We start from the raw sequence: 21,451 nt of genomic DNA on the forward strand, positions 1-21,451 counted from the left end.
GTATTACCTACTATAGTTATTAACACGGCAGGCGCAGAGGCAGCCATAAATACCAGGCTGACACTGGCACCCACGGGTTTTGTGAAGGATGAATTCTGAGCCCGGTGAATAAGGTCCCCTGCCGTGAGTATCTGTAACGGGCGATGGAGTGATGTCCATAACCCCTCATCTGAATGAGATAAGGAGATTACGATGAATAAAGATCAAGCCGGCGGTAACTGGAAACAGTTTAAAGGCAGCGTAAAAGAGCAATGGGGCAAGCTGACGGATGACGATATGACGGTCATCGAAGGTAAACGTGAGCAGCTTGTCGGTAAGATTCAGGAGCGCTACGGTTACGAGAAAGACGCTGCTGAAAAAGAAGTGAAAACCTGGGAAGACAGCAACAACTACAAATGGTAGTGCTGTGACAGTACATCAGAGAGTACGCAGGGTGTAACGTGTCGCGATAGCTGTCGTCCCCCTGTTCCGGCCTGCTCTTCCCACGCATGATGCCACTCATGCAGGGGCAGGCCAGAAGTGAGGATCCAAGGGCTCTTTAGCTGCTCCTACCCGATAAGCAAAGAAGCGGATGATAGGTACAAGGATGTACCCTTTCGTGCCCCCCAGAGCCTGAACTTTTTCCCGGACTCTTCCTGAAATCTTCTGAAAGCCTTCTGAAAACCTTCTTAAAAATCCTTTGCTTCTTCACTGCCTGACCGGTGCTGATGCCTTACGTTTAAACTGTTTTTTAAACAATGGCTTTCTGAAAAATCACCGTTTCTTAATGGCAATGCTGTGATCGTGCCCGCAGGCGTGTTTGTCATCACAGGCTTCCACTTCCCGGCAGGGCGCGCACAACCCGTGGGCTTCCACCACGCTGTGCCGCAGCGCAAAACCGGCCGTCTGCGCCAGTTTCACCAGAATCTCTTCAATCCCTTCGGTGGTTTTTTCCGTCACCTGGCCGCAGCGGTCACAGATGAACATCGCCGAGGCGTGGGTCGGTTCTTCAAAGTGGTGGCAGAGCACATAACTGTTGGCGGACTCGACCCGGTGGATAAAGCCTTGCTCCAGCAGGAAATCGAGGGCGCGGTACACGGTAGGCGGCTTGGCCTGCGGCTCGGATTCACGCAGCAGATCCAGCAGATCGTACGCACTGATTGCGCCAGGCTGAAGCGCCATCAGGCGCAGCACTTCCAGCCGTTGGGGGGTCAGGCGCACATTGCGCTGTTGGCACAGCTGCTCAGCCTGAGCAAGGAGCTTTTCCTGGTTGAGGGAGTCCTGGATGGAAGAGTTCATGGCAAATTTCCCGGCACAAAAGAAGAGACGATTTTACCACGTTTACCGCAAATCGACGAACCTCCCGGCAAAACGCGTGCAGAGGTGGCCTGTTAAATCGCCGCGATCGCTGTACAATAGACGTTTGCCTGCGGCGATGCGCCGCTGTGTTGTGCCTGTTGCTGACAGGCGATCTTTTGACCTTCCGGAACTGCCCAATCTCGTTATGACAACTTCTCGCACCGCGCCGACCCGTCCGGCACACACGTTTTCTGTGGCGCCCATGCTCGACTGGACCGATCGCCACTGCCGCTATTTCCACCGTTTACTGAGCCGCCAGACGCTGCTCTATACCGAAATGGTGACCACCGGGGCCATTATTCACGGCAAAGGTGACTACCTGGCGTACAGCGACGCGGAGCACCCGGTGGCGCTGCAACTGGGCGGCAGTGACCCGGCCGCGCTGGCGCACTGCGCGAAGCTGGCGGAAGAACGCGGTTACGATGAGGTGAACCTGAACGTCGGCTGCCCGTCTGACCGGGTACAGAACGGCATGTTCGGTGCCTGCCTGATGGGGCAGGCCGGGCTGGTGGCGGACTGCATCAAAGCGATGCGCGACGTGGTGTCGATTCCGGTCACGGTGAAAACCCGCATCGGGATTGACGATCAGGACAGCTACGCCTTCCTGTGTGACTTTATCGACACGGTGTCCGGGCGCGGCGAATGTGAGATGTTCACCCTCCATGCGCGCAAAGCCTGGCTTTCCGGCCTCAGCCCGAAAGAGAACCGCGAGATCCCACCGCTGGACTACCCGCGTGTCTACCAGCTGAAACAGGATTTCCCGCACCTGACGCTGGCGATCAACGGCGGGGTAAAAACCCTGGATGAGGCGAAAGCGCACCTGGCCCACCTGGACGGCGTAATGATGGGCCGCGAAGCCTACCAGAACCCCGGCATCCTGTTGCAGGTTGACCGCGAAATTTTCGGCAGTGACGACGCGGTGCGCACCGGTGTTGACGTGGTACGGGCGCTCTATCCGTACATTGAGGCGGAACTGTCACGCGGCACCTATCTCGGCCACATTACCCGCCACATTCTCGGCTTGTTCCAGGGAGTGCCGGGCGCGCGCCAATGGCGACGTTACCTGAGCGAAAACGCCCACAAAGCCGGGGCGGATGTCGACGTGGTGGAACGTGCGCTGCAATGCGTGATCGCCCCGCACGGCAGCCCGGCGCAGCCGTAAGCAGTGCTGTTTTTAATAGGGCAGGGAAATAACGTACCGTAGCCATAACGTGTCGTTATTTTCGCCACTTGTTCGCGCTTTCCACCAACACCCGCCGCCTGCCGCTGCGGGTGTTTTGTTTTATCAACGGGTTAGCACCGCCTGAAGTTGGCACGCTTTTTGTAATAGCAGGGAAGACCTTTTTCTTTTTTGGAGGCTTGCCATGATCGAGCTTTTCTTTGTTATTGGCTTCTTTGCCATGCTGCTGTTTACCGGCGTTTCACTGATTGGCATTGTGGCGGCGCTGCTGGTGGCCACCCTGTTTATGATGGTCGGCGGCTTGTTCACAATGGTTATAAAATTGTTACCGTGGTTGCTGCTGGCGGTAGCGGTGGTATGGATTTACCGGGCCGTGCAGAAGCCGAAACTGCGCCGTTATTAACGGAACCTGTTACGGCAAATCCCAGCTGTTCAAAAAATAGCGTTACATTTCAGGGTAATAAATCGTCGATCAGGTAACAGGATGGTGAAAAAATTTGCTGACCTGAGGCACTATTCTGCGGTGATGATCACAACCCGGCAGATTTCCCGGTGTTTTAAGACATTATCCATATTTTTTAACAAAGCGGGCTGTTAGGATGTGTCCAGCTTTCTATTGCCGGCTATGCCACGGCCTGCAATGACGGATTCATCCAGCCCAGCGGGATAGACAATAGTCGCTGAAGTGACACCATCCCCTGGGTGTGCCGCTGTAACCCTACTCCTACAGTGCATGAATTATCGTGAAAGCGTTTATCGTTACGCGATAGCATCAGAGGGCTTCTTCGGAAGCCCTCTTTGCTTTTCAGAAGTTGGTTCAGCGGCCGGGGATCAGCAGGCTTGAGCCTTGCGTCCGGCGGCTTTGCAGCAGTTCATGGGCGCGTTTCGCCTCCGACAGCGGGAATTTCTGGCTCTCCGGCACCTCAACCTGAATCACCCCACCGGCCAGCATGGCGAACAGCTCCTGGCTGGCGCTCAGCAACTCCTCATAATTGGTGACGTAGCCGTTAAGTGACGGCCGGGTGACAAACAGCGAGCCTTTCTGGTTCAGGATGCCGAGGTCCACACCGGTGACCGGGCCGGACGCGTTGCCGAAACTCACCATCAGGCCGCGGCGTTTCAGGCTGTTGAGCGAATCGAGCCAGGTTGCCTGGCCCACTGAGTCAAACACCACGCCCACCTTTTCACCCTGCGTCAGCTCTGCCACGCGCGCCGCGATATCCTCCCGCTGGGAGTTGATTACCGCCCAGGCCCCGGCTTGTTTCGCCCGTTCGGCTTTTTCATCACTGCTCACGGTGCCGATAAGCTTCGCGCCCAGCGCTTTTGCCCACTGGCAGGCGATAAGCCCGACGCCGCCGGCCGCCGCGTGGAACAAAAACACTTCGCCCGGTTGCACTTCGTGGGTCTGGCGCAACAGGTAGTAGACCGTCAGCCCTTTCAGGAACGAGGCGGCCGCCACCTCGAAACTGATCCCCTGCGGCAGCGGCGCGGCTTTGCCCGCCGGCACGTTATGCACTTCGCTGTACGCACCCAGCCCGGCCTGCGCATAGACCACGCGGTCCCCTGGCTTCAGGTGGCTGACGCCGCCGCCCACTTTGGTGACCACGCCCGCCGCCTCGGTGCCCAGCCCGGACGGGAAGGTGGCCGGGGGGTAAAGGCCGCTGCGCACATAGGTGTCGATGTAGTTGATGCCGATCGCCCGGTTCTCCACCTGCACCTCATGTTCACCGGGGTCAGCCGGGGTAAAGTCCACATATTCCAGCACGTCCGGCCCGCCGGTGGCGGAAAACTGAATGCGTTTAGCCATGTCGCTTTTCTCCGTTAGGGGTTTCCTTCACGCTACGCCAAAGCGGGCAGCCTTTCCAGCCCGCGCTTTTTGCCTCACCGCGTGAGCGCGCTTTTCGCTTCATCGCGTGAGCACCCTTTTCGCCTCACCGGGAGGGCGCGCTTTTCGCCTTACCGAGAGGGATAGTGCAGAAAGCGTTAAGAGAATTGAGTATACTGACGCGTCGAATTTCTGCTGCGTCTGCCGCAGCCCTCCTCACAGGCAGGAAACCTTTACCCCAGGAAACAAATCTACCCATGTCAGCCAAAAAACCCTTCAGCAAACCCACCGAACCCCGAGACCGCCAGATGGAAGGGCTGAAACTCCCGCCGCACTCGCTGGAGGCGGAGCAGTCCGTGCTGGGCGGGTTAATGCTGGACAACGAACGCTGGGACAACGTATCAGAGCGCGTAGCGGCGAATGACTTCTTCAGCCGCCCTCACCGGTTGATCTTCACCGAGATGCAGCGCCTGCTGGAGATGAGCAAGCCGATTGACCTGATCACGCTGTCAGAGTCGCTGGAACAGCGGGGCGATCTGGAATCGGTGGGCGGCTTCGCCTACCTTGCGGAGCTTTCCAAAAACACGCCGAGCGCCGCCAACATCGCCGCCTATGCCGACATCGTCCGTGAGCGGGCAGTGGTGCGTGAGATGATCTCGGTGGCCAATGAGATCGCCGATGCGGGTTACGATCCGCAGGGCCGCAGCAGTGAAGACCTGCTCGATCTCGCCGAGTCGCGCGTGTTCCAGATTGCGGAAAACCGTGCCAACAAGGATGAAGGGCCGAAAAGCATTGACCAGATCCTGGAAGCGACCGTGTCGCGTATTGAGTCGCTTTACCAGACGCCGCACGACGGCGTCACCGGCGTCGACACCGGTTACCAGGACCTCAACAAAAAAACCGCCGGCTTGCAGAAGTCAGATCTGATTATCGTGGCGGCGCGTCCGTCGATGGGTAAAACCACCTTCGCCATGAACCTGTGCGAAAACGCCGCGATGTTGCAGGAAAAACCGGTGCTGATCTTCAGCCTGGAGATGCCCGGCGAACAGCTGATGATGCGTATGCTGGCGTCGCTCTCCCGCGTGGACCAGACGCGCATCCGTACCGGCCAGCTCGATGATGAGGACTGGGCGCGCATCTCCAGCACCATGGGCATCCTGCTGGAAAAACGCAACATGTACATTGATGACTCCTCCGGCCTGACGCCGACCGAGGTGCGCTCCCGTGCGCGCCGCGTGTTCCGCGAACACGGCGGCCTGAGCATGATCATGATCGACTACCTCCAGCTGATGCGCGTGCCGTCGCTCTCCGACAACCGTACGCTGGAAATCGCCGAGATCTCCCGCTCGCTGAAGGCGCTGGCGAAAGAGTTGCAGGTGCCGGTGGTGGCGCTGTCGCAGCTCAACCGCTCCCTGGAACAGCGTGCCGACAAGCGCCCGGTCAACTCCGACCTGCGTGAATCCGGCTCCATCGAGCAGGATGCGGACTTGATCATGTTCATCTACCGCGACGAGGTCTACCACGAGAACAGTGACCTGAAAGGCATCGCGGAGATCATTATCGGTAAACAGCGTAACGGCCCGATTGGCTCGGTGCGGCTGACCTTTAACGGCCAGTGGTCGCGCTTTGACAACTACGCCGGCCCGCAATACGACGACGAATAACGCCCCCCTCACTAAGGAAGAGACATGAAAGCGGCAACCGCAGTGATTGACCGCCGCGCCCTGCGGCACAACCTGCAACAGGTGCGCCGGCTGGCCCCCCAAAGCCATCTGGTCGCAGTCGTCAAAGCCAATGCCTACGGGCATGGGCTGCTGGAAACGGCACACACCCTGCAAGACGCCGACTGCTACGGCGTGGCGCGCATCGGCGAGGCGCTGGCCCTGCGTTCCGGCGGCATCGTGAAACCGATCCTGCTGTTGGAGGGCTTCTTCAGCGCCGACGATCTGCCGGTATTGGTGGCGAACAACATCGACACTGCCGTGCACAGCGAAGAGCAGCTCCAGGCGCTGGAGCAGGCCTTGCTGCCGCGGCCGGTGAAAGTCTGGATGAAGCTCGACAGCGGGATGCACCGGCTCGGCGTGCGCCCGGAGGAGGCGGACGCCTTCTACCGCCGCCTGTGCGCCTGCCGCAACGTCAGCCAGCCGGTCAACATCATGAGCCACTTCAGCAGCGCCGACGAACCGGAAAAGCGCACCACGCTTGACCAGCTCGCCTGCTTTGACCGCTTTGCCCAGGGCAAACCGGGCGAACAGTCGATTGCGGCGTCCGGCGGCATTTTGCTGTGGGCGGATGCGCACCGGCACTGGGTACGCCCCGGCATTGTGCTGTACGGCGTATCGCCGCTGGCGCAGGGGGATGCCGCAGAGCACGGATTCCGCCCGGCGATGACGCTGAAAGCCAGCCTGATCGCGGTGCGGGAACACCGCGCCGGTGAGCCGGTGGGCTATAACGGCATCTGGCGCAGCGAGCGCGACACCCGCCTCGGCGTGATCGCCATCGGCTACGGCGACGGCTACCCGCGCAGCGCGCCGACCGGCACGCCGGTGCACATCAACGGGCGCGACGTGCCGATTGTCGGCCGGGTGTCGATGGACATGATCTCCGTCGATCTCGGGCCTGACGCCGGCGATCGGGTCGGGGATGACGCGATCCTCTGGGGCGACGTTCTGCCGGTGGAGCGGGTGGCCGCGGCCACCGGTATCAGCGCCTATGAACTGATTACCAAACTGACATCGCGGGTGGCGATGGAGTACCCGGAGGAATAAACCGCCGCCGGTAAGTAAAAATTTTCCCAGGCGGCCCCGGTGCCGCCTGTTTATTTATTCCCTTTAACGCTTTTTATTTCCCTTCACCGTCCCTCCTTATCGATCGTTATCCCCTTATCTGAGGTTACCCGCCCACGCGGCATTTTTATCATCCACATTAGCAGGTTGTATTTAGCATGATAAAACAGGGATGGTTAAAAAGCATAACCAGTCAGGCAGGAAATGATTAAGTTTATTTTTTGCGTCGCAATTAACTCATTAATACCCGCTGCGATTGTACTGATAAAAGTGTGAAGTGAACCTGATTTTTATTTCCCAAGGGCGACGCTCACCTTTTCACAGAAATAGGGCGTTAATTTAAGTGGGGATAAATAGTTTCTGTTTTTATTGTTTAGAAAACAATGGCTTGCTGTTACTTGATAAAAGATTTCTTGTATTTAACCCGCCGGGGAGACGAAATTAACACGGCGCAGAACAGCGCCTTAAAAATAAGCAGCAGTGTTTGACAGTATTAATTAAAGACTATACGTTTATGGTCAGACAAATCTTGTTACGTTTCCCTTTTATTGTGGTGCCGGGCGATGCCGGTCGTTGTTCGCCCATATATGCAGTGGTCTGTTTCCCAAAAGCGGCCGGAATTAACCGGCCTCTTATTCCCGCGTGAATGCGTGCTGAAAAAGACGCGGGCCAGCTTTATTTAAAATTCGGTAAACAGGGTGGGATATAACAATGAACGTTTCCTCCGGCGCGTCTCTTCTTGGGGCGGTGCGCATGCATCGCTGTCTGCTGTTGTGCACCGTATGGCTGCAAATTTTCCTCCAGTTATTCGTGGTGCTGCTGCCGCTTCAGGCCCGCGCCGCGCCCCCGCCGGGCATACAACTGGAGGAGCAGACCCTCAGCCGCGCCAGCATGTACACCCTGCAACCCGGTGAAACGGCGAAACTTGTCGCCCAGCGCAAAAACCTGACCCTGGACGACCTCTGGAAGCTGAACCAGTACCGCCAGCCAAACCGCGAGGCGATGCTCAGGCTCGGTGGCGGGGATATTTTGCTGATCCCGATGAGTGAGCGCGACCAGGCACTGCCGAGCCTGGGCGGCACCCTGCTGAGCGAAGAAAAAGCGCCGGATGAGCGCATCTTTGCCCAGCAGGCCAAAGCCTTCGGCCAGGCCACCGGCGGCCGTTACAGCAACGGCGATGCCGCACAGAACTTTGTGCAGTCACAGGCGGCGCAGGCTGCCACCTCCACGGTGGAGGGCTGGCTCAGCCAGTTCGGCACCGTGCGCGCCAACCTGGCCGTGTCCGACGGCAGTGACCTCGACACCAGCTCGCTGGATATGCTGACGCCCCTCTGGCAGAGCCGCTCGCGCATCTTCTTCACCCAGTTCGGCGTGCGTGACGTCAGCGACCGGGTGATCGCCAACCTCGGGCTTGGCCAGCGCCACTTTACCGACAACGGCTGGATGTTCGGCTATAACGCGTTCTACGATCAGGAAATCACCAACAATAACGCCCGCATGGGGCTGGGGCTGGAGGCGTGGCGTGACTACCTGAAACTCTCCACCAACGTCTATATGCGCCTGACCAACTGGGTGGATTCCGAAGAGCTGGAAGATTATGAGGAGCGCCCGGCCAACGGCTGGGATGTGATGGCGCAGGGCTATATCCCGGCCTACCCGCAGGTGGGCGGCAAGCTGGCGTACGAGCAGTACTACGGCAACAGCGTGGCGCTGTTCGGCATCGATAACCGCCAGAAAGACCCGCACGCCATCACCGTTGGGGTGAACTATACGCCGGTGCCGCTGGTGAGTTTCGGCGTGGACTACCGCCAGGGCAAAGGCGGGATGGACGACACCCGCTACAGCATGATGTTCAACTACACCTTCGGCGTGCCGTGGGATGAGCAGGTCTCGTCGGAAAATGTGGCGCTGAGGCGCAGCCTGGCGGGCAGCCGGCTCGACCTGGTGGATCGCAACAACGAGATCGTGATGGAGTTCCGCAAAAAGATCCTGATCACCCTCGGCCTGCCGCCGGAGATCAGCGGCCGCAGCGGGCAGTTGTATGACATCGGCTATACCCTGCAATCCAAATATGCGCTGTCACGCATTGAGTGGCAGCAGAGCGAACTGGTCGCCGCAGGCGGTGCCGTGGTCGATCTCGGCGGCGGGCGCTATCAGGTGAAAATGCCGCCGTTCAAATATGACGGCAGCCCGAACAGCTACCCGCTCTCCGGCATCGCGGCGGACAGCAAAGGCAACCGCTCCAATACCGCCTCGTCCTTGATCACCGTGAACGGCGCGGCGATCGACAATGTGAGATCCACCACCACCGCGACCCCGACGGACATCCTGGCGGACAGCCAGAGCACCTCGCTGGTGGAGGTGAAAGTGGTGGACACGGAAGGCAACCCGGTGTCCGGGCTGGGCGCTGACCTGACCTTCTCCCTGGCAGAAACCCTCACTGACAGCAGCAACCAGCCGGCGATCGCCGCCCGGCTCGGTAACGTCAATGAAACCGCGCCGGGTGTCTATCAGGTGCTGCTCACCGCCGGCAACAACCCCGGCAGCGTGGTGGTCACGCCGTCGGTCGGCGAGGTGCAGCTCAGCGCCGTGACCGTCAACGAAACCGTGGCGGTGCGTAATGCGCGTATCGCCCAGTTGACGGTGAACAAGAACCGGGCGGTCGCCAACGGCGCAGACCCGGTGGTCTACAGCGCCCTGGTGCTGGATGACAACGACCGGCCGGTGAAAGGGGTGCTGGTACGCTGGACGACCTCCCTCGGCCAGGATGCGGTACCGGCCAGCACCACCAATGCCGACGGCATCGCCACCGTGTCGCTGACCAGCACCCAGGCCGGGGTGGCGATAGAGATTGCGCAGGTAACGCTGGCCGGGCAGCCGCAGGGTTCGGAGCCGGTGCAGGCGCCGCCGGTGCTGTTTGTGCCGGATGCTGCCACCGCCACCTTCAGCCAGATAACGGAAGATAAAACCCAGGCGCTGGCCAACGGGGCAGACGCCGTCACCCTTACCGTCACGGTGGTGGATGCCAACGGTAACCTGATCCCGGCGCAAACCGTGAACTGGGCCACCACGCTTGGGAATATGTCTGCCCAGAGCACCACCACCGGGGTAAACGGCACCAGCAGCATCACCCTCACCAGTGCGGCGGCAGGCATTGCGCAGGTGTCGGCACGGCTCGACAATAATGCGGCGATCAACGCCGATCCGATCACCTTCAGCGGCGATCCGGCCACGGCGGTAGTCAGCACGCTGACGCCGGATAAACTCACCGCCCTTGCCAACGGCAGTGATCCGGTGACGTATGACGCGCTGGTGGTGGATGCGAATAACAATGCCGTCAGCGGCGTAGCGATCACCCTGAGCACCGATCGCGGCACGCTGGCGGCGCCCACCGGCGTCACCAACGCCGAAGGGCACTACCTCACCACGCTGACCAGTACCGAACGCGGCGAGGCGATTGTGTCGGCCACCATCCCGAACCAGCCGGCGAAAACCGCACAAACCGTGACCTTCACCGCCGATGCCAACAGCGCCACGGTGACTGCGCTCACGGTGAACAAACGGCTGGTGCTGGCCAACGGCACCGATCAGGCGATCTACACCGCCACGGTCACCGATGCGCAGGGCAACCCGGTGGCGAACCAGACGGTGAACTGGACGACCGGTTTCGGCACGCTCTCCGCACCCGCCAGCACCACCGGCACGGACGGCACCGCCACCATCAGCCTCACCAGCCTGCAAGCCGGCGCGGCGATTGTGAATGCGCAGGCCGGCAGCAGTGCACCGCGGGCGGCGGAGGAGGTGACCTTTACCGGTGACCCGGCCACCGTCACCATCGCCAGCATTACGCATGACAAATCGACTGCGCTGGCGAACGGCAGCGACACCATCACCTATACCGCCAACGTCCGGGACATCAATGATAACGCGGTGCCGGGGCAGACCATCACCTTCACCACCAACCTCGGCACGCTGGGCACCGTCACCGCGGTGACCAACGCCGCCGGGCAGGCGCAGACCACGGTGACCAGCGTACAGGCCGGGACAGCCTCCGTTGGGGCGTCACTGGCGAACGGCACGCCGGTCACCGCGACGCCGGCAACCTTCATCGCGGATGCCGCTACCGCGCGGATCAACAGCGTCACGGTGGACAGAACCACGGCGCTGGCAAACGGCAGCGACGCAGTGACCTACACCGCCACCGTGACTGACGCCAACAACAATGCGCTGCCTGACATTGTGGTGAACTGGGCCACCACCCTCGGCACCCTGGCGGGCGCGCAGAGCAGCACCGGCGCGGATGGGCTGGCGACCATTACCCTGCGCAGCACCACGGCCGGGGATGCGCAGGTGAACGCGCAGCTCAGCGGCGGGGCGGCCTCGGCTGCACCGGTCGTCACCTTCACACCGGATGCGGGCACGGCGCAGATCACCTCGCTTACCGTCGACAAAACCACGGCGCTGGCGAACGGCACTGACGCGCTGACCTACACCGCCACCGTCGCGGATGCCAACGGCAACCTGCTGGCGAACCAAACGGTAACGCTGACCACCGATCGCGGCACCTTCGCCAACGGCGGCACCGGGCAGACCAACGCCGCCGGGCAGATGGTGCTGCCGCTGGTGAGCACCCAGGCCGGGCCGGTCGCGGTAACCGGCAGCGTCAACGGCGGGGCGGCAGTCGGCGCACCGGCGGCGGCCTTTATCGCTGACGCGTCCACTGCCACTATCGCCACCCTGACGGTGGATCGCACCACCGCGATTGCCAACGGCAGCGACAGCGTGACGTACACCGCCACGGTGCTCGACGCCAACAGCAACCCGGTGGCGGATCAGGCGATCACCTGGGCCAGCTCGCTCGGCACGCTCTCCGCGCCCGGCGGCAACACCGGCAGTGACGGCGTACTGACCGTCAGCCTGAGCAGCCTGGCGGCCGGGGTGGCGAACCTGACCGCGACCCTGAACGGCACGGTGACCGGGGCCGATCCGGTGACCTTCACGGCGGACATCTCCACCGCGGTGGTCACGGTGCAGGCCAATACCAGCACCGTGCCGGCGGACGGTGCCACGCCGATTATCGTGACCGCCACGGTACGGGATGCCAACAATAATGTGCTGCCGGATCTGCCGGTGACCTACACCACTGATTTCGGCCAGCTCTCCGTGCCCAGCGGCACCACTGACGCCAACGGGCAGGTGACCTTCAACCTCACCAGTACCGTGGCCGGTACGGCCTCCGTGGTGGCGGCGCGCCTGAGCAACGGCGTGACCGGTACCGGCGGGCCGTACCAGTTCGTGCCGGATCTGAACACCGCGGTGGTGACGCTGACGCCGTCCAGCAACGGCATCTACACCACTGACAGCGACAACCCGGTGGCGGTCTCAGTGGTGGATGCCTTCGGCAATGCGATTGTCGGCTCCGTCACCCTGGCGGCGGATAACCCGGCGGTGAGCATCACCGGCAGCCCGGTCACGCTGGATGCCGGTGGGAACGGCACCGCCACCGTGCGCAGCGCCACCACCCTGGCTGCCGTGGCGCTCACCGCCACGCTGGACCAGAACCCGGCGAAAACCGCCACCGCCAACATCAGCTTCACCACGCCGATCACAGTGGTCTCGCGTGAAGCCGTGGATGCCAACGGCGGCAATGCCAACGGCAAAACCTTCGGGCAGGGGCCGGTCATCGCCTGGCCGGGCGCGCGCTTCCATATCACGCTGGCCGGTGGCTCGGGCAACCTGAGCTGGGCGAGCAACAACCCGGCAATGACCGTAGACAATGACGGCAACGTCACCTTTAACAGCAACCCCGGCAACGGCAGCGCCCTGGCCATTACCATCACCGATAACCTGACCCAGCAGGTGGTCACCGAGAACTGGACCTTTGTCAGCTGGTTCTACACCGCCGGTTCCAGCGCGCAGGGCGACCACCCTACCGCCGTGGCGGCGTGCCTGAGCAGTGGCGGCCTGCCGACGCTGGGGAACATGACCAGCCTGGTCAACCTGTGGGGCAATATGAGCGCCTATAACTGGGATACCTCCAGTGACTACTGGACCAACGAGAGTGATGTGTCACAACTCAATTACTACTACGCCTATAACCTCGCCCTGGGCGGGCAGACGGGTTATCCGGAATCCTCCCAAACGGCCTATGTTTGTGGCGGTGAATAACAATATCCCTGGCTGAAAGGGGAGAAATGTACCTCTGCTGCCCTTCCACGCCCTCCCGTGGAAGGGCTTTTTTTGGTGAAACCGGGCGACCCGCGCGATCTTCCGGCCGCGAAACCCACTGACGGTACACAGTTATGTGGGAAAAGCGGCGGTGATTCAGTGGGATCGCCCGTTTTTTCGGCGGCGTGTCAAAGAGGCAGCGCCGGGTGCGTAAAAACAGGTAGGCTGTGTGACCACTCAAAAAACAGGCCGGGATGATGTACAACATTGACGATTTCGATTTGAAAATTCTGACCCTGTTGCAGGGCAATGGGCGGCTGACCAACCAGGAGCTGAGCGAGCTGGTGGGGCTGTCAGCGTCGCAGTGTTCACGCCGCCGCATCAGCCTGGAGCAGGCGCAGCTGATCCTTGGTTACCATGCGCGGCTGGCCCCGGAAGCGGTAGGGCTGGGGATGATTGGGCTGATTGAGGTGCGGCTGATTAACCACACGCCGCCCTATGTGGCGAGTTTCCACACCATGCTCGGCGAGGTGGACGCGATTATCGACGCCTACAAAACCACCGGCGATGCCGATTACCTGCTGAAGGTGGCCGTGGCCGATTTAGCCGGTTTAAGCGATCTCATCAGCAAAATCCTCTCAAGCCATGAAAGTGTTGCCCATATCAAGACCTCCGTGGTGCTGAACCGGCTCAAAGAGAACGGATTATTAACGCCGCCACAGTAAGCGGCGTTGCACCTTTTTGGTGCTGGGGCTGCGCAATAAAGGTGCATGAAAAGCGGGTGTTGTGCGAAATTTGTGTGGCATTACCGTAATCACTGCGCAACCTGCGCGCCAGACAGGGAAAATGTGCAAAGTACGTTACCGGAGGATATCGAAAGTTAACAACAGATTGCCGAAAGGGAAAATGCAGAAAACGGCCTTCCGGGTAAATACCGGGACGGCAAGCGCTGTTTTCTCTAAAGCTGGCGCGTTTTTTGCTGGATAAAGGGGTCCGCAGCCTGGCTGCCCCCTTATCTGATGAAGTGACCGACCCGATGGATAATGTGATTACCCCTGAATCTCAGAAACTCTCTCATACCCTGCTGGAAGATGTGCTGGCGATTGTGATGGGCACGCTGATGGTCTCGTTCGGCGTGATCCTGCTGCGCCAGTCCGGCGCGCTCACCGGCGGCACCGCCGGGATGGCCTTCCTGCTGCACTACCTGACCCACGTGTCGTTCGGCACCGCCTTTTTCCTGATTAACCTGCCGTTCTACTGGCTGGCGATCCGCCGTATGGGCTGGCAGTTCACCCTGAAAACCTTCTGCGCGGTCGGGCTGGTGTCCCTGTTTTCCGACCTGCACCCGCTGTTCATCCACGTTGACCATCTGCAGCCGTTTTACGCCACGCTGTTCGGCAATATGATCATGGGCATCGGGTTTATTGTGTTATTCCGCCACAAAGCGAGCCTGGGCGGGGTAAATATCCTGGCACTTTTCCTACAGGACAAATATGGTATCCGTGCCGGGAAATTTCAGATGGGCGTGGACGCGGTGATCGTGCTGGCATCACTGTTTGTGGTAAGCCTGCCGATGCTGCTGGCCTCGGTGGCGGGCGCGTTCCTGCTGAACCTGATCATCGCCATGAACCATCGCCCCGGCCGCTACAGCGTATAACCAGAGGCGCGTAACACCGCCCATTTACCCAGTAACACCAGACTATTCAAGGAGTGCAGCACCGTGTTCCATAATGTTGATGCCTATGCGGGTGATCCCATCCTGTCGCTGATGGAAAGCTTCAAACACGATCCGAGAGAACAGAAGGTTAACCTGAGCATCGGGCTTTACTATAACGAGCAGGGTGTGATCCCGCAGATGCAGGCCGTTGAGCAGGCGGAAAAGGTGCTGGCCGCCACGCCGCACGGTGCCTCTGTTTACCTGCCGATGGAAGGGCTGGCACCGTACCGTTCGGCCATCCAGACGCTGCTGTTTGGTGACGACCACCCGATGCTGACGCAGGGGCGTATTGCCACCATCCAGACCGTGGGCGGCTCCGGCGCGCTGAAAGTGGGCGCGGATTTCCTCAAGCGCTATTTCCCTGAATCTGAAGTGTGGGTCAGCGACCCGACCTGGGAGAACCACATCGCCATCTTCGCGGGCGCGGGCTTCAACGTGCACACCTACCCGTACTATGACCCGGAACGCCTGGGCGTGAACCTCCCGGCAATGCTGGAAAGCCTGCAACAACTGCCGCCGAAAAGCATCGTGCTGCTGCACCCGTGCTGCCACAACCCGACCGGCTCTGACCTGACCCACGCGGAGTGGGACGAGGTGATTGCGCTGGTCAAAGCGCGTGAGCTGATCCCGTTCCTCGACATCGCCTACCAGGGCTTTGGCGGCGGCATGGACGACGACGCCTACGCCATCCGTGAAATGGCGCGCGCCGGGCTGCCGTGCCTGGTCAGCAACTCCTTCTCCAAAATCTTCTCGCTGTACGGCGAGCGCGTCGGCGGCCTGTCAGTGGTGTGCGAAAGCGATGACGCCGCGGCCCGCGTGCTGGGCCAGCTCAAGGCCACCGTGCGCCGCAACTACTCCAGCCCGCCGAACTTTGGCGCGCAGGTGGTGGCGAAAGTGTTGAATGATGCCGGGCTGAAAGCACAGTGGCTGGCAGAAGTGGAAGCGATGCGCACCCGCATCCTGGAGATGCGCAAAACGCTGGTCGCCAGCCTGAAAACGTCCCTGCCGGGGCGCAACTTCGACTACCTGCTGGCGCAACGCGGCATGTTCAGTTACACCGGCTTCAGTGAAGCGCAGGTCGATCGCCTGCGTAATGAGTTCGGCGTTTACCTGATCGCCAGCGGCCGCGTCTGCATGGCCGGCCTGAACCACGGCAACGTGCAGCGCGTTGCTGACGCCTTCGCCGCCGTGCAGTAAGCCCCCCGAGGCAGGCCGCGCCCGGCCTGCCTGTTTCCGGCGTTTACGCCGCCCGCCTTTACATTCCCATACCGATAAATTCCGCCTGCCGCCTTTATCTTTCACTCAGTTGATACACACTTAGGGAACTGAGTGAAAAATGGAGGATGTATGTGGCATCAGCAAACCCTGACCCTGAGCGCCAAAGCGCGTGGGTTTCACCTGATCACCGATGAGGTGACCGGCAAACTGGACAGGTTAGCGCAAGTGGACACCGGCCTGTTGCACCTGTTGCTTATGCACACGTCCGCCTCACTGACGTTAAATGAGAATTGTGATCCCACCGTGCGTGCCGATATGGAACACCATTTCCTGCGGCAGGTGCCGGAAAATGCCGACTACCAGCACGATTATGAAGGGCCGGATGATATGCCCGCCCACATTAAATCCTCCTTGCTGGGCGTGTCACTGACGCTGCCGGTGCAGCGCGGGAAACTGCTGCTGGGCACCTGGCAGGGCATCTGGCTGGGTGAGCACCGCAACCACGGCGGCCAGCGCCGCATCGTCGCTACCTTACAAGGAGACTTTCAATGAACAGTTCGGACCTGCTCGACTACTGTATGTCCAAGCCGGGCGCGGAACAGAGCGTAGATAACCAATGGAACGCCAACCAGATCAAAGTCGGTGACATGATGTTTGCGATGGTGAGCGCAGTGCAGGAGCGGCCTGCGATCTCGCTGAAAACCAGCCCGGAGTTGGCCGAAGAGTTGCGCGCCAAACACCCGGAGATTGTGCCCGGCGAGCACCTGAACAAAGCCCACTGGAACACCCTGTTCCTTGACGGCGATCTGCCCGATTCCCAGTTTTATTTCCTGATCGACAGCTCCTACCAACTGGTGGTGGAGAGCCTGCCGGAAGCGGTGCGGCACGATCTGGGCGTATAGGCGGCCTTGCCTGCCGGGGTGCGGTAAAGGCTATTTTTGCCCGGCCTGCCCGGTCAGCTGATGCACCAGATCCATCTCCGCCTGGCGGAACGGGGTGCCTTGCTCGTCGAGCACATCGTGGAACCAGAGCGCTGGATCGTCGCGCTTCTCTTTGCGTATCAACGGCCACGGCAGCCAGGTCTGGGTTTTGCCGCGCACCAGCCCCCACTGGTAACAGCCGACCCGCAGGGCGTGGAACTGCGGGAGCTGTTGTTCAATCAGGCTGCCGATATGGCGTGCCAGCCACTCGGTGCAGATCACCGGGCGGCGCATCTGCTGCCAGTAACCGAGGATCGGCAACAGCGCCGGGGTATCGACGTAAGCGTGGAAGGTGATGATGTCTGAACGCTGTGCCGCCGCGACGTCAATCGGGTGCTGGTACCAGCTCGGCGTCGCCTGGCCGGGGTTGAGCGGCAGGTGCCACGCCCCCACCGTCAGCGGCTGCGTCGGGTCTTCGAGGCGCGCCCAGTCAAACACCTGGTGCATCAGCTCCAGCGCGAACGTTTCCAGCTCCTGTTCAAACAGCACTTCCTCCGCCGGGCCGATGAAAATCGCCCGGTTGCCCGGCTCGTTGTAGAGATCCCACATAAACACGCGCGGGTCGTCCCGGAAGGTGCGGATCACGTCGCGGATATAGCGTTCGATGTCCGGCCAGCCTTCACGGTTCATCACTGTGCGGCGGCCGGGGCTGGCCGCGGCCTGGCTGTTGTGGATGTCCGGTTCCGGCGCTTTTTGCGGGCCGAGGAACGGCTCATCGCCGGAGAAACCGCAGTCATCCATCAGCGTCAGCATCACCATCATCTGGTGGTTCGCCGCCAGCGTCAGGAAGTGGTCAATCCGCGCCAGCAGGCCGTCACGGTCCGCCTGCCAGACGATAAACGGCAGGTTGATGCGCAGATGGTTATAGCCGATGGCGTGTGCCCAGCTGAGTTCCTGGTCGATGGTGTGCGAATCGAAAGTGTCAGCTTGCCAGAGTTCCGTCCAGTTCACGGCCGTGCGCGGCAGGTAATTAAACCCGCAGGGCCATCGCTGTTGCTGGTACCACGTATTGGCTTGTTGCTCACTCCATTGCTCACGCATTGCCGGACTCCTGATAACCAGAAAACTCGGTGTGAGGGGGGTAAGAGCAGGGCTGTCCTGTCTCTCTATGATCGTAGCAACCCGGCAGGAAAAGGCCGTGATTTCGCCGGATTATGCGCGATAAACCGATAAAAAAAGCCACGCTGTATCGCGTGGCTTGGTAATGCCTCAAATCAGGCAGATTTCCTCTGCTTCTGCTGGTGGTGCGCCAGTATCGGCTTCAGGAATCGGGCGGTATGGGACGCCTCGCACTCTGACACGGTTTCCGGCGTGCCGGAGACCAGAATCTCCCCGCCGCCGCTGCCGCCTTCCGGCCCCAGATCGACGATCCAGTCCGCGGTTTTAATGACATCCAGGTTGTGCTCAATCACCACAATGGTGTTGCCCTGGTCGCGCAGCTGATGCAGCACCTGCAACAGTTGGGCGATGTCCGCGAAGTGCAGGCCGGTGGTTGGTTCATCCAGAATGTAGAGCGTCTGCCCGGTGCCGCGTTTCGACAGCTCACGCGCCAGTTTCACGCGCTGCGCCTCACCGCCGGAGAGCGTGGTGGCCGACTGCCCCAGGCGGATGTAGGAGAGGCCGACGTCGATCAGCGTCTGGAGCTTACGCGCCAGCGCCGGCACCGCGTCAAAGAACTCGCGCGCCTCTTCGATGGTCATCTCCAGCACTTCGTGGATGCTCTTACCCTTGTAGCGGATCTCCAGCGTCTCACGGTTATAGCGCTTGCCGCGGCACTGGTCGCACGGCACGTAGATGTCCGGCAGGAAGTGCATCTCCACCTTGATCACGCCGTCGCCCTGGCAGGCTTCACACCGCCCGCCGCGCACGTTAAAGCTGAACCGCCCCGGCGTATAGCCGCGGGTACGGGATTCCGGCACCCCGGCAAACAGCTCACGCACCGGCGTGAAGATGCCGGTGTAAGTGGCCGGGTTGGAGCGCGGCGTACGGCCAATCGGGCTCTGGTCGATGTCGATCACTTTGTCGAACTGCTCCAGCCCGTGCACCTCACGGTAGGGGGCCGGTTCGATGATGGTGGCACCGTTCAGCGCGCGCTGGGCAATCGGGAACAGCGTATCGTTAATCAGCGTCGATTTGCCGGAGCCGGACACCCCGGTGATGCAGGTAAACAGCCCCACCGGCAGCGTCAGGGTGACATCTTTCAGGTTGTTGCCCTTCGCACCCGTCAGTTTCAGCACGCGTGACGGGTCAGCCGGGACGCGCTCCACCGGCACGGAGATTTCCCGCTCGCCGCTGAGGAACTGGCCGGTCAGGGACTCGGCATTCGCCATGATGTCCGCCGCCGTGCCTTCGGCCACCACCTGGCCGCCATGCACCCCGGCACCGGGGCCGATGTCGATGATATGGTCCGCGGCGCGGATCGCATCTTCATCGTGCTCGACCACAATCACCGTGTTGCCGAGGTCGCGCAGGTGGATCAGCGTCTCCAGCAGCCGTTCATTGTCGCGCTGGTGCAGGCCGATGGACGGCTCATCCAGCACGTACATCACGCCGACCAGCCCGGCACCAATCTGGCTCGCCAGACGGATACGCTGCGCCTCGCCGCCGGAGAGCGTCTCCGCCGAGCGCGACAGCGACAGGTAGTTCAGGCCGACGTTGACCAGGAACTTCAGGCGGTCGCCGATCTCTTTCAGCACTTTTTCCGCGATCTTGGCGCGCTGGCCGCTGAGCTTCATGTTCTGGAAGAAGGTCATGGCGTGGCCGATGCTGAAGTCTGAAATCTCCGGCAGCGTGGTGTTCTCCACAAACACATGGCGTGCCTCTTCCCGCAGGCGGGTGCCGTGGCAGGTGGTGCAGGGGCGGTTGCTGATGTATTTCGCCAGGTCTTCGCGCACCGCCGACGATTCCGTCTCTTTGTAGCGGCGTTCCATGTTGTTCAGCACGCCTTCAAACGGATGGCGGCGCACCGAGGTGTCGCCCCGGTCATTGATGTATTTGAACTCGATGGTCTCACGGCCGGAACCGTTGAGGATCGCCTTCTGCACCGTCGCGCTCAGCGAGTCGAACGGCGCCTCGATATCAAACTTGTAGTGATCCGCCAGCGAGCGCAGCATCTGGAAGTAGTAGAAGTTGCGGCGGTCCCAGCCGCGGATCGCGCCGCCGGCCAGCGACAGCTCCGGGTTCTGCACCACGCGGTCCGGGTCAAAGAACTGCTGCACGCCGAGGCCGTCACAGGTCGGGCAGGCGCCGGCCGGGTTGTTGAAGGAGAACAGGCGCGGTTCCAGCTCACGCATACTGTAGCCACAAATCGGGCAGGCGAAGTTGGCGGAGAACAGCAGCTCAGGGGCGTTGGCGTCATCCATATCCGCCACCACCGCGGTGCCGCCTGACAGCTCCAGCGCCGTCTCAAACGACTCGGCCAGGCGCTGCGCCAGATCCTCACGCACTTTGAAGCGGTCCACCACCACTTCGATGGTGTGCTTCTTCTGCAACTCCAGCTTCGGCGGATCGGAGAGGTCACACACTTCGCCGTCGATACGGGCGCGGATGTAGCCCTGCGCCGCCAGGTTCTCCAGCGTTTTGGTGTGCTCGCCTTTGCGATCTTTAATCACCGGGGCCAGCAGCATCAGGCGGCGGCCCTCCGGCTGGGTGATCACGTTGTCCACCATCTGGCTGACCGTCTGCGCCGCCAGCGGCACGTCATGCTGCGGGCAGCGCGGCTCACCCACGCGGGCAAACAGCAGGCGCAGGTAGTCATGAATTTCGGTAATGGTCCCGACGGTCGAGCGCGGGTTATGCGAGGTGGATTTCTGCTCAATCGAGATCGCCGGTGACAGCCCCTCGATATGGTCAACATCCGGCTTTTCCATCAATGACAGGAACTGGCGCGCGTAGGCCGACAGCGACTCCACGTAGCGGCGCTGCCCTTCGGCGTACAGGGTGTCAAAAGCCAGTGAGGATTTGCCCGAACCAGACAGGCCGGTGACAACGATCAGTTTGTCGCGCGGGATGATCAGGTTGATATTCTTGAGATTATGGGTGCGTGCACCCCGAACTTCGATCTTATCCATTCATATTTCCCGGATTAAACACGATCTCTCACTATGCCGGTCACTGGTTTCCGGTGCGCGATGCCGCAAAGCACCGGAAGAAAAAGCAGGGGCACAGAAAGTACGAAACGTTTAATTATGACACAAAAAAACCTGAATGGATATCCAGTATACCGGCGCAAAATTGTTT

General features: G+C 60.9%; 15 protein-coding genes. 11 read left to right on the forward strand and 4 right to left on the reverse strand.

Annotated features, from left to right (window positions below; translation table 11 throughout):
• The first annotated feature begins 192 nt into the window (after window positions 1–192).
• A complete protein-coding gene (locus JK232_RS15955) occupies window positions 193–402 on the forward strand; it encodes a CsbD family protein (protein WP_072932950.1) in 210 nt (69 codons plus the stop codon).
• 351 nt (window positions 403–753) lie between these two features.
• On the opposite strand, the gene zur is transcribed toward JK232_RS15955, so the two are convergent.
• The gene (gene zur, locus JK232_RS15960; RefSeq protein ID WP_072932953.1) at window positions 754–1,278 is read right to left on the reverse strand and encodes a zinc uptake transcriptional repressor Zur; all 525 of its coding nucleotides are present in this window, start codon (window positions 1,276–1,278) and stop codon (window positions 754–756) included.
• Window positions 1,279–1,483: 205 nt separating this feature from the next.
• Between zur and dusA the strand changes: the two genes are divergently transcribed.
• The gene (gene dusA / locus JK232_RS15965) at window positions 1,484–2,500 is read left to right on the forward strand and encodes a tRNA dihydrouridine(20/20a) synthase DusA (protein WP_072932956.1); all 1,017 of its coding nucleotides are present in this window, start codon (window positions 1,484–1,486) and stop codon (window positions 2,498–2,500) included.
• Between the two features lie 202 nt (window positions 2,501–2,702).
• The gene (gene pspG, locus JK232_RS15970) at window positions 2,703–2,921 is read left to right on the forward strand and encodes an envelope stress response protein PspG (RefSeq protein ID WP_072932958.1); all 219 of its coding nucleotides are present in this window, start codon (window positions 2,703–2,705) and stop codon (window positions 2,919–2,921) included.
• A 414-nt stretch (window positions 2,922–3,335) separates the two neighbouring features.
• Here pspG and JK232_RS15975 read toward each other — a convergent pair whose 3' ends face one another.
• The gene (locus JK232_RS15975) at window positions 3,336–4,325 is read right to left on the reverse strand and encodes a quinone oxidoreductase (protein ID WP_212589396.1); all 990 of its coding nucleotides are present in this window, start codon (window positions 4,323–4,325) and stop codon (window positions 3,336–3,338) included.
• A 275-nt stretch (window positions 4,326–4,600) separates the two neighbouring features.
• Between JK232_RS15975 and dnaB the strand changes: the two genes are divergently transcribed.
• From dnaB to JK232_RS16015, 8 genes are all read left to right on the forward strand, one after another.
• A complete protein-coding gene (gene dnaB / locus JK232_RS15980) occupies window positions 4,601–6,007 on the forward strand; it encodes a replicative DNA helicase (RefSeq protein ID WP_072932962.1) in 1,407 nt (468 codons plus the stop codon).
• 24 nt (window positions 6,008–6,031) lie between these two features.
• Window positions 6,032–7,111, forward strand: coding sequence for an alanine racemase (gene alr, locus JK232_RS15985; RefSeq protein WP_072932964.1), 1,080 nt, complete (start codon window positions 6,032–6,034; stop codon window positions 7,109–7,111).
• Between the two features lie 771 nt (window positions 7,112–7,882).
• On the forward strand, window positions 7,883–13,297 hold the full coding sequence (locus tag JK232_RS15990) for an Ig-like domain-containing protein (protein WP_212589397.1): 5,415 nt from the start codon (window positions 7,883–7,885) through the stop codon (window positions 13,295–13,297).
• Between the two features lie 257 nt (window positions 13,298–13,554).
• Complete coding sequence (locus JK232_RS15995) at window positions 13,555–14,022, forward strand: Lrp/AsnC family transcriptional regulator (RefSeq protein WP_072933005.1); 468 nt, start codon at window positions 13,555–13,557, stop codon at window positions 14,020–14,022.
• 311 nt (window positions 14,023–14,333) lie between these two features.
• Complete coding sequence (locus JK232_RS16000; protein WP_072933007.1) at window positions 14,334–14,954, forward strand: YitT family protein; 621 nt, start codon at window positions 14,334–14,336, stop codon at window positions 14,952–14,954.
• Between the two features lie 63 nt (window positions 14,955–15,017).
• Complete coding sequence (locus JK232_RS16005) at window positions 15,018–16,211, forward strand: amino acid aminotransferase (RefSeq protein WP_101829057.1); 1,194 nt, start codon at window positions 15,018–15,020, stop codon at window positions 16,209–16,211.
• 150 nt (window positions 16,212–16,361) lie between these two features.
• Window positions 16,362–16,784 (forward strand): secondary thiamine-phosphate synthase enzyme YjbQ, encoded by a 423-nt coding sequence (locus JK232_RS16010; protein ID WP_101829058.1) that lies wholly within the window; start codon window positions 16,362–16,364, stop codon window positions 16,782–16,784.
• Window positions 16,781–17,134 (forward strand): MmcQ/YjbR family DNA-binding protein, encoded by a 354-nt coding sequence (locus tag JK232_RS16015; protein ID WP_072932974.1) that lies wholly within the window; start codon window positions 16,781–16,783, stop codon window positions 17,132–17,134. Before JK232_RS16010 ends, JK232_RS16015 begins: the two co-directional genes overlap by 4 nt.
• Window positions 17,135–17,164: 30 nt before the next feature.
• Here JK232_RS16015 and JK232_RS16020 read toward each other — a convergent pair whose 3' ends face one another.
• Together JK232_RS16020 and uvrA are read right to left on the reverse strand one after the other, a co-directional pair.
• Complete coding sequence (locus JK232_RS16020) at window positions 17,165–18,253, reverse strand: glycoside hydrolase 5 family protein (protein WP_212589398.1); 1,089 nt, start codon at window positions 18,251–18,253, stop codon at window positions 17,165–17,167.
• A 173-nt stretch (window positions 18,254–18,426) separates the two neighbouring features.
• Window positions 18,427–21,282 (reverse strand): excinuclease ABC subunit UvrA, encoded by a 2,856-nt coding sequence (uvrA, locus tag JK232_RS16025; RefSeq protein ID WP_072932980.1) that lies wholly within the window; start codon window positions 21,280–21,282, stop codon window positions 18,427–18,429.
• Between the last annotated feature and the right edge of the window lie 169 nt (window positions 21,283–21,451).

This window comes from Nissabacter archeti (assembly GCF_018257325.1).
GTDB lineage: Bacteria > Pseudomonadota > Gammaproteobacteria > Enterobacterales > Enterobacteriaceae > Chimaeribacter > Chimaeribacter arupi.

What these genes read in the sequence shown, in the direction of transcription:
- zur (WP_072932953.1), bottom strand. Translation starts at nt 1,278, where the DNA reads ATGAACTCTTCCATCCAGGACTCCCTCAACCAGGAAAAGCTCCTTGCT.
- JK232_RS16020 (WP_212589398.1), bottom strand. Translation starts at nt 18,253, where the DNA reads ATGCGTGAGCAATGGAGTGAGCAACAAGCCAATACGTGGTACCAGCAA.
- JK232_RS15995 (WP_072933005.1), top strand. Translation starts at nt 13,555, where the DNA reads ATGTACAACATTGACGATTTCGATTTGAAAATTCTGACCCTGTTGCAG.
- alr (WP_072932964.1), top strand. Translation starts at nt 6,032, where the DNA reads ATGAAAGCGGCAACCGCAGTGATTGACCGCCGCGCCCTGCGGCACAAC.
- JK232_RS15990 (WP_212589397.1), top strand. Translation starts at nt 7,883, where the DNA reads ATGCATCGCTGTCTGCTGTTGTGCACCGTATGGCTGCAAATTTTCCTC.
- dnaB (WP_072932962.1), top strand. Translation starts at nt 4,601, where the DNA reads ATGTCAGCCAAAAAACCCTTCAGCAAACCCACCGAACCCCGAGACCGC.
- JK232_RS15955 (WP_072932950.1), top strand. Translation starts at nt 193, where the DNA reads ATGAATAAAGATCAAGCCGGCGGTAACTGGAAACAGTTTAAAGGCAGC.
- JK232_RS16015 (WP_072932974.1), top strand. Translation starts at nt 16,781, where the DNA reads ATGAACAGTTCGGACCTGCTCGACTACTGTATGTCCAAGCCGGGCGCG.
- JK232_RS16000 (WP_072933007.1), top strand. Translation starts at nt 14,334, where the DNA reads ATGGATAATGTGATTACCCCTGAATCTCAGAAACTCTCTCATACCCTG.
- pspG (WP_072932958.1), top strand. Translation starts at nt 2,703, where the DNA reads ATGATCGAGCTTTTCTTTGTTATTGGCTTCTTTGCCATGCTGCTGTTT.
- dusA (WP_072932956.1), top strand. Translation starts at nt 1,484, where the DNA reads ATGACAACTTCTCGCACCGCGCCGACCCGTCCGGCACACACGTTTTCT.
- JK232_RS15975 (WP_212589396.1), bottom strand. Translation starts at nt 4,325, where the DNA reads ATGGCTAAACGCATTCAGTTTTCCGCCACCGGCGGGCCGGACGTGCTG.
- uvrA (WP_072932980.1), bottom strand. Translation starts at nt 21,282, where the DNA reads ATGGATAAGATCGAAGTTCGGGGTGCACGCACCCATAATCTCAAGAAT.
- JK232_RS16010 (WP_101829058.1), top strand. Translation starts at nt 16,362, where the DNA reads ATGTGGCATCAGCAAACCCTGACCCTGAGCGCCAAAGCGCGTGGGTTT.